Origin of the sequence: Planococcus sp. MB-3u-03, from assembly GCF_002833405.1 — a bacterium.
Classification (GTDB): Bacteria; Bacillota; Bacilli; order Bacillales_A; family Planococcaceae; genus Planococcus.
Genome location: NZ_CP025135.1, coordinates 261,618 through 275,390, shown reverse-complemented (window position 1 = coordinate 275,390; position 13,773 = coordinate 261,618). Strand labels below are relative to the sequence as shown.

Below are 13,773 nucleotides of genomic sequence, written 5' to 3'. Positions count from 1 at the left end.
AACTTTCAATTTTTCTTCCCATTATAAACGGGATGCCGGAAAACACAAGCCTGCCAGCATCCCGAAAAATCTTCAGCCATATAAAAAAACGCACCCTCATTTGGGTGCGTTTGATCAGAAGCGCATTTCTTCGATAAACAAAAGTTCCGGGAAATCCGCTTCAATATGATCCTGCAACTCGTACTCTTCCAGCAAATCATAAAAGCCTTCATCATCCAGTTTCAGAAAACGCGGGGAATCCGGTTCATCGTAATGATAGAACTCCACAATGTATTTTTTTCGGCTATTGCGGGAAATGCTATAGACTTTGAAGCTTTCGTATTCCACTGCCTGGCCAATCTGCTGGCATGCCAGAATCGTCTCTGGGTCCATCTTTTCCAGATGCATGTAGAGAAAGGCTTCTGAGCGCGGCTGTTCCGCAGAGATCGCCGCCATCTTATCGCTATGGCGATTGATGAACCGCTCCGACAATGCCTGATGAAACGTTAGTGTTTCCCATTCCACTTGGCCTTTGTGTTTTTCGATAAACCGCTCCGTCAATTTTTGCCCGCGCGTCACAGCGAGCCAGTCGACTTTATCTGCATGGCGGCCGATCAATGTCATCGGCAATTCCTGCTGGTCGCTAAGTGTCTGCCAATCGACTTGATCATGATGTTTCTCGATGAACATCGGCGATAAGCGTTTGGCGGATACGAGCTTCCAGTATTCCCGTTCATCGAAAGGCTGGCCATGCGCTTCCAAGGCTTTCAACTGCTTTGGAGATAGCTGGCCTTCTTCGGGCTGCCATTTTTCAGGGACTGAAAACTCCTCTAGAAAGCGCTCCGATACTTGCTGGTGGCGGAGGATTTCATCCCAATAAAGAAAGCCGCTGTATTGGCGGATAAATCCTTCAGACAGTGGTTGATGCTTGGAGACCAGCTGCCAATGGATATTGCGCGCATTATCAGTGAGAAATTTTTCCGATAACCGTTCTTCTTCGCTGATTTTCTTCCATGCGACCGAACGCTTGCTGTTTATTCCTTTTTCTTCCACCAATTGTTCAAGGGTGTCAAACATGAAAACCACTCTTTCCTAAAAAAGTATTATGTACAATACTACCACGCTTGCACGCCTAGTGAAAACAGCCCGCCCACCGGATTTTCCGGTGCACGGGCTGTTTTTGGCATACGGCTTATTTTTGCTGGTTCTGTGTATCGTTCATCCGGTTCTGTTCGTCGAGGTTTCTGGCACTATCCTTAAAAGCCTGTTGTTCTTCACGCAACTCTTGTTCGCGGCGCTCTTCTTCCAGTCTTTCTTTGTTTTTGTCTCTTGCCATGTAGATCCCTCCTTATGTCTTATCCCTCGTATTCCCGTTCTCCATAAGCTCAAACAGGAAATCTGCTTGCTGAAAAATGTCCTCGCGGAGCGTATACTGAAACTAAACTATGGGAGGATGATGGCTATGGCACAGACCATCCACTGGGCTTACGCCGAGCACCACGGATTCCGGCTGCTTCTCGCCAAAAGCAGCAAGGGCCTTTGTTATGTGGGTTCGCCGGGCGAAGGCCTTGTTGAAATGCAGCAGCATTGCGCAAAACGATTTCCAAACGCCGATTTCGTCCAAGACCAACAAGCATTAAGGGAATATCAATATGCAATCGAAGCTTGGCTCGGAGGTTCCCGCGAAACATCTTCGCTGCCCCTTGATGTGGGAGGCACTGAATTTCAACATTCCATCTGGCAAGCCTTACAGGAAATTCCCTACGGTCAAACCATTTCTTATTCTGAATTGGCTGAACGCATCGGCAAGCCGCAAACTGTCCGTGCAGCCGGTTCTGCAGTGGGCGCAAACCCTTTGCTCCTTTTTATCCCGTGCCACCGCGTGATCCGGAAAAGCGGCGATGTAACGGGCTTCCGAGGCGGCATGGAACTGAAACACCATTTGCTGGAGACAGAAAAAGATTAAGCGTTCAAAAGCCGCGATCCGGATAAACGGATCACGGCTTTTAATATTGCGCTGGCATAATGCCATAAAGAATAAAATCGGTATAAAGTTCTGCCAGCTCGCCAGTGGTCAGCTCACCGCCTGGCTGAAACCATTGATAGCTCCAATTGGTCACGCCGAGCACGGCGAAAGCGATCATCTTCGGATTCAACTCTTTGCGGAACTCGCCGCTTTCGATGCCTGCCAGCAGGACCGATTCGATCTGTTCGCGGAATTCCGCCCGTTTTGCACGGATTGTCTGAGCGTTTTCTTCTTTTAAATGACGCAGTTCACGGAAATAGACATTTGCGATCGGCCCTTGCTTTTCCATGTCGCCGATCAATAAACGGATAATCTCTGCGAGCTTGTCTTTTGCCGGCGCTGCGTCCTGCAGAATCGATTGCTGCCTGGTGAGCAATTCGTCGATGTATTGCTGGTGGATGTCCATCAGCAGTGCTTCTTTGCTTTTGTAATGATAGTAGAAAGAGCCTTTTGTCACGCCGAGCGCATCTACAATATCCTGGATCGACGTTGCGCTATAGCCTTTGTCGACAAACAGCGCAATGCTCTGTTGCATAATTTCCCTTTTCAAAACCTGTCACTGCCTTTCCGGTCCCCGGATTCCTGGTTCCTCCATTATAACATGGCCTCTTCGTTAAACCGGTTTTTGGAGTGGACAAAAAGGCCGGATCCTCAGCGCGAGGTCCGGCCTTTCGGCGTCATTCAATTGGTTTTTGGACAATCGCCACCGTGCAGCGCGAGACGCAAATGAGCCGCTCTTCTTCATCCATGATTTTGATATCCCAAATCATCGTCGTACGCCCTTTATGAAGCGGCGTGCCGATGGCTGTCACGACGCCGTCTTTTTTCCCGCGGATATGGTTGGCGTTGATTTCCAGCCCGACCGCAATTTCTTTTTGCTGGTCAATTGCATGCCAGGTCCCGAAACTTGCCACCGTCTCCGCGAGCACGACCGATGCCCCTCCGTGCAACAAGCCAAATGGCTGATGCGTCGCTGCATGCACAGGCATCGTCGCGACAATACGTTCTCCGGACTGCTCGGTCAGTTCAATGCCCAGCACTCCCATGATCGTTTCTTCCACTGGCTTCATTTTCACCATTCTTAACCCTCTTTTCCCGCCTTTTCAAGACGATAATTCTTTGTATTGTTCCCGCAGCAGGAACTTCTGGATCTTGCCGCTTGCATTGCGCGGCAGCTCATCGACGAAACGATACGAACGCGGCCTTTTGTAGCGCGCGAGGTTTTCGTGATTGACGCAGTATTCTTCCAAATCCTGTTCAGTCAGCGATGGATCTTTTGAAACGACAAAAGCCAGCACCGATTCGCCCCATTTTTCATCCGGTACCCCGAGCACCGCCACGTCCTGCACTTTGTCATGGCCATGAAGCGCATCTTCCACTTCACGCGGATAGATGTTCTCTCCACCGCTGATGATCATATCATCGACGCGATCGGCGACATACAAATATCCCTGTTCATCCAGGTAACCGAGGTCACTTGAATGATACCAGCCTTTGTAAAGCGCTTTTTTCGTCGCGTCTTCGCGTTGGAAATACCCTGCCATCATGCTCGGACCGCGCACGATGATTTCCCCGACTTCAAACGGCGCAAGCACATCTTCCGGTTCAGACGGCCCGTCTTCATTCGGCCGAACGACACGGATTTCATGATTATAGGCAGGCTGTCCCGCCGATCCGGCTTTCGTTAATTGATCTGCTTCCGACAAAAAGGTAATGGCCGGGCCCATTTCCGTCTGCCCATACGCCTGGATCAGATCGATGCCGAGCACCTCTTTGACGCGTTTTACGAGCACAGGTGCCATCGGCGCGGCGCCGTATAAGCCGCGCGTCAAGCTCTTCACTTTTTGCTGCGCGCCATCGATTTCGGCAATCATGCTCCACATGGTCGGCACAGCAAACATCACCGTCACTTTTTCTTTTTCGATGGTATCCAGCGCTAAAAACGGATCGAATTGATGCATGATGATGCTCGACGCCCCCGCCTGGACACGCGGAATGATATTGCAGTGCAGTTCCGCGCAATGAAACATCGGCGCAGCGACCAAGCCGACATCATTTTTTGTCGTCTTGAGCATCGCAATGCACATCATGCTCTGTTCAGCCATGCTCCGGTGCCGGTGGATGACGCCTTTTGGCCGCCCTGTCGTTCCGCTCGTATACATGATGGCGTACGTATCCGATTCCTCTATTTCTACCCCTGGATCGTCTGTCGATGCTGTGGCGACCTGTTCATGATAGTTCTTTGCAAACGATGGCGTCTTGTCATCGATCGTCCAGAACTGGATCGCCGGGAACTGCGCCGCAATGGTCTGCACGACGCCTTCTAGCACTTCTTCGAACAGCACCACTTCAGGCTTGGCATCTTCTAAGATGAATGCCAGTTCTTCCGCTTTCAGGCGGAAGTTGATCGGGTTGAAGATAGCGCCGATTTTGGCGCAGGCAAATAATGCAGTCGCCAGCTCTTGATTATTGAAAAGATACGTAGAAACGCGATCCCCTTTAGCGACGCCAGCTGCCGTCAGCGCATTCGCCAAGCGGTGCACGTCATCCCGCCACTGCGCATACGTCCAGCGCTTATTTCTTCTTAAATCGACAAACGCTTCACGTTCCGGGTGCAGGGAAACCGTATGGTCAAATATACTTCCGAGTGTCGCATACATTATTTTTTCCTCCCTCTACTGAATGGTGATTCACCAACAAACTACTTCCATAATGTCAGATTAGAATAAATATTTCAACAATTGTTTTAGGAATAGCTTGTTATGACCCACATCTAATAGACTAGAAGAAATTTTTACCATTATTATTTTTATAGGCAAAATAAAACTGTAAATTAAGCCTTTAGATTTTTGTAACACAAATGTAACATAAAACTTATTGCCTATATTCGTGAAACTGAATACACTTAAAGAAAATTGCATACGCAAGTTAAGTTGCGGAAACCAAAGGGGAATGAGCATGAAGAAGCTGATCGGCATGGCAATCACGGCAGGAGTCCTATCTTTGGCACTAGGGGCTGCGGATACAGAAGCAAGTTCGTATAAAATCAAACCAGGCGACACATTATGGAAAGTGGCTTCAAGCAACGATGTATCTGTTGCCAACTTGAAAACATGGAATCGCCTGAGCACGGATGCCATCTATCCAAACCAAGTGCTGCGCTTGACCTCACCAGCTGCAGCGAGCACTCCGGCGCCATCCGCCCCGGCCGCACCAGCTGCCGCAAAGACTAGCACTTATACTGTCAAAGCCGGTGATACTCTTTATAAAGTTGCCAAGGCACACGCCACATCTGTCGCAAAAATCCAGCAATTGAACAATTTGAGCAACTCCACTATCCACGTCGGCCAGAAACTGAAAGTCAGCGGCACGGCATCAGCTGTCGTCGCATCACCTTCACCTGCTCCGGCCGCACCGCCAGCACAAGCCAATACGACTACATACCGCGTCGTCTCAGGCGACACGCTCAGCAAGATTTCCAGAAGCTATAAAGTTTCCGTTACCCAGTTGATGAGCTGGAACAATTTAAGCACGAGCAATATCCGTGTCGGCCAAGTATTGAAAATTCAGGGCGGCACAGCTCCTGCCCCTTCACCTGTCCAAGTTTCTAAACCGGCTGCTTCTTCGAAAGCCGGGCAAGTTCTTTCCATCGCACGCACACAACTCGGAGTACCTTATGCATGGGGCGGCACGACTTCAAGCGGCTTCGACTGCAGCGGCTATTTATACTATGTCTATAACCGCGCAGGCATCACAATCCCACGCACGAACACAATCGGCTATTACGCAAGTTCATTTACGGTAAGTTCCCCGCAACCTGGAGACCTGGTGTTCTTCAAAAATACATACCGTCCAGGAATTTCCCACGTCGGTATCTATGTCGGCAACAATAGCTTTATCCATGCCGGCGGAGACCGCGTCCAAATCACTAGCCTCAACGACAGCTATTGGGGCAAGCATTTCGACAGTTACAAACGACTCAACGCCATGAGATAAAGCGGCATATAAAAAAGCTCCGGAATTTTTCCGGAGCTTTTTTGCGTGGTGATGAAGATATTTTTGTTCTGCTATATTTCACCCAGCGCTTGTGCAATATTCTGCGCCAGGTCTTTGCCGTTTTGGATGCAGGCGCCGATGCCGACCCCGTAATAGGAAGAACCGGCTAGATAGACGCCCGGATAGGCGCCGGCCAACCGTGCTTCAAGCGACATGACTGCTGTTTTATGCCCCATATGATAATTTGGCATGAGCTCATTCCAAGGCGTGATTTCAATGACAGCCGGCTGTTGCTCGATGCCCAGGCTTTTCTGGATATCCGCTTTGGCTTTAGCCGCGATCTGTTCGTCAGAGCTGTGTTGCAGTTCAGCGAATACCGGGTTTGTGCTCTTATAGAACAAACGCACCAACAATTTATGCTGCGCCGAAGTATGCGGCCATTTGCGGCTCGTCCAGGTGCAGGCATTGCACGCCAGGTCGCTGCCTTCCGACACGATAAAGCCGGTGCCATCCGCTGGCAATTGTTCGTCCGGCAAGTCATATCCGAGATAAACGCTGATCAACGACGAGTTAATCAATTGGCCAAATTCCTCATCAAGTGCGTCGTCCTTCACCAATGCTTGGGCTTGCTGGTGCGGAATCGCCAACACGATGAAATCCGCTTCGCTTGAGGTGCCGTCTGAAAAGCCCAATTTATAGCGTCCGTCTCGCTTCTCCAACGAGCTTGTCTCGACGCCTTTTCGGACGAACGCCGTTTCCATCTGTTCTTCGAGGCGGTCGATCAAGGCCGCCATCCCCCCGTCGAATGAGATGAATTTCTTATTCGCTGCACCTTGGAATGTTTCCTTATGCGCTTCGAACCCTTTGATAATGCTGCCGTAGTCATTTTTATAATCGATCAAATACGGCAAGGTGGAAGCTAAGGTAAGTTCACGCAATGAACCCGAATAGACGCCGGATAAGACAGGCGCAATCTGGCGGTCCACCAATTCTTTGCCGAGAAACGCTTCCAGGAATTCCCCGATTGAGCTGTCTTTCGTAAAGCGGTCGTTTACGGTTTCAAAGTCTTGCATAGCCCGCTCTTTCCCCTGTTCCGACACGAGCGTCGAGCTGAACAGCGCTTCGCGGTCCATCGGGATGCCGAATACTGTATCTTTTGGGATGGCATGCAATTGATTGTCGGTATACAGATAAGAAATGCCGGTCCCGTTGTAGACCATCTGTTCTTCAAGCCCGAGCTCTTCCACTAGCGGCAATACGCTGGCATGGCGAGCGACGATGGAATCCGCGCCCACTTCCATCGTAAAGCCCTCTTTTTTCACCGTGCGGATCTTCCCGCCCAGCTCCTCATCTTTTTCAACAAGCTCCAATTCCAACTCGAGCCCGTGCTGCTTTTTCATTCGTTCTAAATAATGCATGGCGGAAAGGCCTGTAATTCCTCCGCCGATGACCACGGCTTTCTTCATCCGAATCACTCCTTGCTTATATATAATTCCGCATTTTCTATAACGGAAATAGTCGTAAATGAATTTATTCAGCTTACTGCTTCTATCTATATTTTACCAAGAAGCTGCACATTTCCCATCCATCAATATGTCATTTTCAACACGATTTTCGCCATTCGTGGTAGGATTTAACCGTAGTCATTTAAAGGATAGGAGAGGTTCAAATTGATGAATCCGATTGATCAATTGATCATGGAAAGAAGATCGATCAAAAAGTTCAAACCAGACGCTGTCGATGTCGAAGAGATCATCGACTTGCTGAATATTGCCAAATGGGCACCTAACCATAAAGTGAACGAACCTTGGCGCTTCCAGCTATATGCCGGTGCCGGCAAAGAAAAATTCGTCCAGGCATTCCTCGATTCGATGAAAACACCGGACGGCGACATTCCACAAAAGCGCTCAATAAAGCTCAGTATTTTCGCGACATCCCGCTCCATCTGGTCGCCATCATGCCGGTCGACCCGCGCCAGCGACGCTTCGACGAAGATTACGGCGCGCTTAGTTCGATGCTGCAAAATTTCCAATTGGCTGCCTGGCAGCGCGGCATCGGCATGATCTGGCGTTCGAACGACTGGATTTACGATCCCGTCTTCCGTGAGGCAATCGGCGTGCAGCCGGGCGAGAAAATCGTCGCGACAATGATGATGGGCTACCCTGCCCACGTGCCGGAAAAGCAAGCTCGCACCGACATTCGCGAAAAGCTGGAAATCATCGACCAATAACGAAGAAAAAGAGCATCACGGCTGATGCTCTTTTTTTATTCCAAAACAGATAAAGCACCGACTGCGCCGGAATATTCGCCATTATCCGGGAACAACGGCGTCGAGCCGCGCAGAATGGTGTAGCTTGTGACAACTTCTTTCAAAAGGGGGTTATCGCTGAATGAAGACCCAATATAGACGATCGTCGAGCTGCGGCACTGGCGCGCTGCATGAACACTGACTGTGCTGACTGTTTCGCCGACCAGGCCGATGACCGTCGCAAGCAATTCTTCTTTCGACAACTCATGTGAAATGGAAAATAGATCCTGCCCAAAATTACTGGCAGTCAACTCACCCGAAATCGGCGGCTCTTTGCCCTCATAAATATGCTTCACTTTTAAATCGATGCGTTCACGCGAGCCGCGCTTGGCGTGTTCAACGATCTCATCGAAACTGGTGATCCCGGTCAATAAATGGCTGAGGCCGATAAGCGTTCCGCCCCCGATTCCCGTACCGCCGAGACGCTCCTGCGTATTATCCTGCACGCAATGGATCGACGTGCCGGTTCCGACATTGGTGACCAAATAGGCTTCCTCGTGAAGCCCCATGCGTTCAAGCAAAACTTGGACGCCCAAGTGAGTCGCTTCAAATTCCACCATTTCCTGGACGGATTTTTCCAGCAAAGATGCAAGCACACCTGATTTGCCACCGGTCACACACACTTCACTAGCCGAAAGCCCGTTGATCCACTCCGCTACCAAACCGATTTCAGCAATCGGATATTTCGCAAAATGAATCGGGCCTCCATCGGTATAGGCCACTTTGATCAGCGTCCCGCCCGCATCTATTCCGACTTTCATCTATCTGCACCTTCTCTTCTTAAAAGCACTTTTACTGCCTTACATAGTTTTTAACATATGGGGAAATTCTAACATATTCGCGCTTCGAGCGGGAGGAGTTTGCCCTGTTCCCCTTTGCGCTTTAAAAGTTTTTCAGTTTTTAGGATTAACCTTCAGAAAATATGGGAATAGAATCTTCAGCAAACCGTTTAATAACTCGTACTGAATTTTCTTTGCTTCTGCAAGGAGGATTTTGTGGGAGGTGATTAAATGGGGAAGATCCAGGGAATACCGAAATTGCTCGAATATCTGGAGCAGCGAAGTTGCCCCATGACAGAGGAGCAGATTCAGCAACTCCTGTCGAAACGAACAATTCCGCATGCCCGGCCTTATGGCGATATGATCCTGTTCGACGAAAACCATATTGAGTGGTGGATTGAAGAGCAGCGGAAAACGGATAAATTAGTGACGGATTAAATGCAAGAAAACCCCCAGACATTGCGTCTGGGGGTTTTTGAATGGTTTCAGTTACCGGTCCAATCCATTAGCATAGGAATTGCTGAGGATCTTGAACAATTGCTCGAATTTATTGAGGATGTCGAGCGCCAATAAACCATTGCCTTCCGCTGTCTTCGGATAACCGAGTGGAATCGTGCGCCGGACAAGCTGCGCATACAATTCCGCCTCTGTCAGCTCACGGTCGAACTCGCGCTCGGAAATGTTGCGGATCAATGCCAAGGCTCCCGACACATGCGGCGTCGCCATCGAAGTGCCGGACAAACTGGCATATTTCCCTTCCAAGTAGGTTGAATAGATATTGATGCCCGGTGCCACCAAGTCGATCTCGTTATTGGTATTGCTGAACGGGGCGATGCGCCGGTCGAAATCGACAGCGCCGACTTGAATGACTTCGCCGTACGCTCCAGGATAGGCAAATTCATCGGTATCGTGCGCATCGTCTCCTTCATTGCCAGCTGCACAGATGACCGGAATCCCGGCATCAACTGCCCGTTTCACGGCTTCGTACAATTCGGGATGATCTTCAGGTCCGCCAAGCGACATCGAAATGACCGTCGTCTTTTGCCCTTCCGGACCGCGCCAATCGATGGCATAATGGATGCCCGCAATAATGCCTTCATAGCTGCCGCTGCCTTCTTTATCGAGCACTTTGACAACGAGCAGATCAGCGAGCGGCGCTACGCCCACTACGCCCTCTTCGTCTCTTAAGGAAGCGGCGACCGTCCCGGCAACGTGGGTGCCATGCCCGTTATAATCCTCGAATCGTTCAGGGTCCCCTCCGTCATCATGCGTGAAGTTGCGGCCGCCCGCAATCCGTGCTGTCAGATCAGGGTGGTCGGTTTGGCAGCCTGTATCCAATACGGCCACTACATTGCCTTTGCCATGTTCAGCGCTTTCCCACAGTTCAGGAGCCTGGATCATCCGCACGCCTTCCGGTATACGCGGCGGTGCAGCCGTCACTTGTTCAACGCGGTATGGAATCAAATGAATATTTTTCATCGAAAATTCCTCCTTCAACTCGTTTCCTTCATTCTACCTGACAGCCGCTATTAAAATCAAACATTTGTTCGCATTTAAAAATGGAAAGTTGTTCTTAATTAGTTTCAAGAAACAGACAGGAATTTCCTGCTTATTGAAGAACACAAGAAAGACACCAAATGACGAGGAGACCGAAAACAATGACTACATGGCTATTGTATGGAGCGACAGGCTATACAGGAAAGTTGATCGCACAAGAAGCAGTCGAACGCGGATTGCGCCCGGTCCTAGCTGGGCGCAGCAAAGAAAAAGTGCAGCCGATCGCCGAAGAACTCGGCTTGGAATTTCGCATTTTCGAATTGAATAACCAGACAGCTGAGCATTTAAAGGGCATCGATCTCGTGCTGCATTGCGCCGGCCCATTCGAAAAGACCAGCAAACCGATGATCCACGCCTGCTTGGAAGCCGGCGCCCATTATCTCGACATCACTGGGGAGATCAGTGTGTTCGAACATACCCACTCTTTGCACAAAGAAGCGCAAAAGAAAAATATCATTTTATGTTCCGGAGTGGGCTTCGATGTCATCCCTACCGATTGCACCGCCCTGAAGTTGAAACAAGCATTACCCGATGCCGTCGAGCTCGCACTTGGTTTCGATTCGGATTCCGGCATCTCTCCAGGCACGATGAAGACGATGGTCGAAGGGCTAGGCGGAGGCAATATCATCCGTAAAGATGGGCAGCTGACCGCTGTCGCGATCGGCAAGCACCAGCGGGTGATCGATTTCGGGCGCGGCCAAAAATCCGCCATGGCGATTCCCTGGGGTGATGTGGCTACTGCTTATTACACCACCGGCATCCCCAATATTACGGCGTGGATTCCGACACCGAAACTTGCTGCCAAAGCGGCACTGCTCATGAATGCAGCGAGCCCTTTGCTGTCTTCTGAAAAAGTGAAGCAGCCTTTGCTGAAATGGATCGAGCGACGCGTACAAGGGCCAGATCAGGAAGAGCGCGCCGGAAGCACTGCGTACATTTGGGGACAAGCCAAAAATGCAGACGGTGTCGTCAAGACGTGCCGAATCGATACCGCGAACGTCTATGACCTGACCGTTTACGGCGCACTGGAAGTGACAGAGCGCTTACTGTCAGGCGACTACCCAGGCGGCAGTTGGACCCCCGCCGCATTGTTCGGCTCGGATCTGCTCGAAAGCCTGCCCAGCTCGGGGCGCTTTGAAATCGACAGCTTTTATCCGGGAACCGCCAACTGAATCTACCCAAAACAAAAAGGCTGACATAGAGAAGAAGTCCATGATCCGCTATGAATAAAAAAGGGATTCCTTTTTTTACATTTAAAATTCAATTTTCTATCTGAGTATTTGGAGAAGCGTTCGCTCGACTCCTGTGGGACTAGCGGGTTTGAGAGACCCGCAGTGAGCGTAGCGAACGAGGAGGCTCGATTCCCGCCCCACGGAAAGCGAGCGGTAAGCTTCGGAAAATACAACTTTCTGAGCTTCTCGACACTAAAAAAGGCTGACATAGCGTCAGCCTTTTAATAATTGCATGCGTTTATTGAACAAGGTTGGATAGGACAAGTATCCGAGGAAAACGCTCGTCACAGCAGCCGTCGTCAATAACAGGAACATGATGAGCAACTGGAATTGCACCGCTTGTATCGGGTCTGCGCCCGCGATGATCTGCCCGCTCATCATGCCCGGCAGTTGGACGAGACCAACCGTTTTCTGGCTCTCGATCGTCGGGATCATGCTCGCCTTGATCGAGTTGATCAATTGGCGGTGAATGGCCTGTTTCGGCGTTCCGCCAAGCGACAAGATCAATTCCGTCTGATCCTGATGGTCTTCGACTTCCGCCGTGAAACGATTCAAGAACAGGATCGACAGCACCATCGAGTTCCCGATGACCATGCCGCTGATCGGGATGATGTATTGGGCAGTCGCCGGCGTGATGTTGAAGCCGATCAGAATTCCTTGCGTCAACACTTCCACAAAGATTAAGGTAACGGCAATCTTCCAAGTAATGCCTTGGATGGCTGCGCCTTTTTTCTGCGCGTTATGGGTTGCCGCGATGATCATCAACGCGACCATCAAGAAGATGTAGAGCAAACTTTCGGAGTCGAAGACGAATTTCAAGACATACCCAACAGCGAGCAGCTGGATGATTGAGCGGATTGTTGCGACCGTCATATCGCGGCCCAGCCCTAAATTCAATGTTTTCGACAATAAAAGCGGGATGAGGACAAAAATGAGCGTCAGCGATAAAGCCCAGTAACTCATGACACCACCCCTTTCACAAATTCATTGACGCGCTGATTCTGTGGATCTTCAAGCAGCGAACTCTCGCCGGTTTCTACCACTTGGCCGTCCATCATGACCCATGTGTAATCACCGATTTCGAGTGCCTGCTGGAGATTATGGGTAATCCAAATGATTGTCGTCTTGTATTTCCGGTTGATTTTGCTGATCAACTCCTCCACTTCGAGCTTTGAAGCGCGGTCGAGCGAAGAAGTGATTTCGTCCATCAAGAGAATCTCTGGCTTGTTGACAAGCGTTCTCGCGATGGAAACTTTCTGGCGCTGCCCACCTGATAGCTCTTTCACTTTACGGTCCAGCAAATCACCTTTCAAGCCGACATCTTCAAGCAGCTCAAGGGCATCTTCTTTCGCCAATTGCTGCCCCTGCAATTCCAAAGGCAAATTCAAGTTTTCGTATACAGTGCCGCTGATCATCGGCGCGCTCTGCAACGCCATTCCAACCATCCGGCGCAGTTCCACCGGATCGTATTCGCCAATCGCTTTATCTTTCACGAAAATTTCTCCGTTCGCCGGCGATATAAGGCCATTGCATAATTTCAGCAGCGTCGACTTCCCGGCGCCAGAAGGCCCTACTAGAGTGGTGATACGGCCTTGTGGAAATGAACCGGTAATATCGTTTAAGATTTCTATGTCTCCAATGCGATAATCCACGTGCTGAAAGTGGATCGCAGGTTTGTACTGGGTGCCCATGCCCACACCTCCCAAATTCTCAAGTTTCTTATTTATAATTATTCTAATGTAGATATCATAGCACAACTTTACAGCCGAACCAAGTAATTGAGAATAACTATTTTTAATTGAGAATACATATCAATTAATGCGTTTTCACAGGCTTCTTAAACGATAATTATTATCATTAAAAAACCAAAAAACAAAGCCCTCCACAAACTCCAAA

The 13,773-nt window shown here is 49.8% G+C and carries 14 protein-coding genes and 1 pseudogene; 5 read left to right on the top strand and 10 right to left on the bottom strand.

All coding sequences use genetic code 11. The features are described from left to right. Window positions 1-114: 114 nt before the first annotated feature. Window positions 115-1,056: a hypothetical protein gene (locus CW734_RS02685; protein WP_101189316.1), complete on the bottom strand. Its 942-nt coding sequence runs from the start codon at window positions 1,054-1,056 to the stop codon at window positions 115-117. 115 nt (window positions 1,057-1,171) lie between these two features. Further along, entirely contained in the window at window positions 1,172-1,315 is a 144-nt protein-coding gene (locus CW734_RS18190) for a hypothetical protein (RefSeq protein WP_157073521.1), read from the bottom strand. Between the two features lie 126 nt (window positions 1,316-1,441). On the opposite strand from CW734_RS18190, the gene CW734_RS02680 reads away from it, so the two are divergent. Beyond that, window positions 1,442-1,945 carry a methylated-DNA--[protein]-cysteine S-methyltransferase gene (locus CW734_RS02680; RefSeq protein WP_101189315.1) on the top strand — a complete coding sequence of 168 codons (504 nt, stop codon included), beginning with the start codon at window positions 1,442-1,444 and terminating at the stop codon, window positions 1,943-1,945. A 40-nt stretch (window positions 1,946-1,985) separates the two neighbouring features. Here CW734_RS02680 and CW734_RS02675 read toward each other — a convergent pair whose 3' ends face one another. The 3 genes from CW734_RS02675 to CW734_RS02665 form a co-directional block, all read right to left on the bottom strand. Then, on the bottom strand, window positions 1,986-2,540 hold the full coding sequence (locus tag CW734_RS02675; protein WP_232787140.1) for a TetR/AcrR family transcriptional regulator: 555 nt from the start codon (window positions 2,538-2,540) through the stop codon (window positions 1,986-1,988). Between the two features lie 142 nt (window positions 2,541-2,682). Then, window positions 2,683-3,084 carry a hotdog fold thioesterase gene (locus CW734_RS02670; protein ID WP_374703194.1) on the bottom strand — a complete coding sequence of 134 codons (402 nt, stop codon included), beginning with the start codon at window positions 3,082-3,084 and terminating at the stop codon, window positions 2,683-2,685. 24 nt (window positions 3,085-3,108) lie between these two features. After that, a complete protein-coding gene (locus CW734_RS02665) occupies window positions 3,109-4,665 on the bottom strand; it encodes a fatty acid--CoA ligase (RefSeq protein WP_101189313.1) in 1,557 nt (518 codons plus the stop codon). 298 nt (window positions 4,666-4,963) lie between these two features. On the opposite strand from CW734_RS02665, the gene CW734_RS02660 reads away from it, so the two are divergent. Beyond that, window positions 4,964-6,001: a C40 family peptidase gene (locus CW734_RS02660; RefSeq protein ID WP_101189312.1), complete on the top strand. Its 1,038-nt coding sequence runs from the start codon at window positions 4,964-4,966 to the stop codon at window positions 5,999-6,001. Between the two features lie 71 nt (window positions 6,002-6,072). On the opposite strand, the gene CW734_RS02655 is transcribed toward CW734_RS02660, so the two are convergent. Then, entirely contained in the window at window positions 6,073-7,467 is a 1,395-nt protein-coding gene (locus CW734_RS02655) for a protoporphyrinogen oxidase (RefSeq protein ID WP_101189311.1), read from the bottom strand. Window positions 7,468-7,674: 207 nt separating this feature from the next. On the opposite strand from CW734_RS02655, the pseudogene CW734_RS19345 reads away from it, so the two are divergent. Next, a pseudogene (locus CW734_RS19345) lies at window positions 7,675-8,231 on the top strand (nitroreductase family protein). Between the two features lie 35 nt (window positions 8,232-8,266). Here the strand turns inward: CW734_RS19345 and coaW are convergent. Next, window positions 8,267-9,070, bottom strand: coding sequence for a type II pantothenate kinase (coaW, locus tag CW734_RS02645; RefSeq protein WP_101189310.1), 804 nt, complete (start codon window positions 9,068-9,070; stop codon window positions 8,267-8,269). Window positions 9,071-9,319: 249 nt separating this feature from the next. On the opposite strand from coaW, the gene CW734_RS02640 reads away from it, so the two are divergent. Further along, a complete protein-coding gene (locus tag CW734_RS02640) occupies window positions 9,320-9,526 on the top strand; it encodes a hypothetical protein (RefSeq protein ID WP_101189309.1) in 207 nt (68 codons plus the stop codon). A gap of 51 nt (window positions 9,527-9,577) precedes the next feature. Here the strand turns inward: CW734_RS02640 and CW734_RS02635 are convergent, their stop codons facing one another. Continuing rightward, window positions 9,578-10,567: a S8 family peptidase gene (locus tag CW734_RS02635; protein ID WP_101189308.1), complete on the bottom strand. Its 990-nt coding sequence runs from the start codon at window positions 10,565-10,567 to the stop codon at window positions 9,578-9,580. Between the two features lie 179 nt (window positions 10,568-10,746). Here CW734_RS02635 and CW734_RS02630 point away from each other — a divergent pair, with 179 nt between their 5' ends. After that, on the top strand, window positions 10,747-11,817 hold the full coding sequence (locus CW734_RS02630; RefSeq protein WP_101189307.1) for a saccharopine dehydrogenase family protein: 1,071 nt from the start codon (window positions 10,747-10,749) through the stop codon (window positions 11,815-11,817). Window positions 11,818-12,090: 273 nt separating this feature from the next. On the opposite strand, the gene CW734_RS02625 is transcribed toward CW734_RS02630, so the two are convergent. Then, a complete protein-coding gene (locus CW734_RS02625; protein WP_101189306.1) occupies window positions 12,091-12,840 on the bottom strand; it encodes an ABC transporter permease in 750 nt (249 codons plus the stop codon). Beyond that, window positions 12,837-13,568, bottom strand: a complete 732-nt coding sequence (locus CW734_RS02620; RefSeq protein ID WP_101189305.1) for an ABC transporter ATP-binding protein — start codon at window positions 13,566-13,568, stop codon at window positions 12,837-12,839. The genes CW734_RS02625 and CW734_RS02620 overlap by 4 nt, the downstream gene beginning before the upstream one ends. Window positions 13,569-13,773 lie beyond the last annotated feature (205 nt).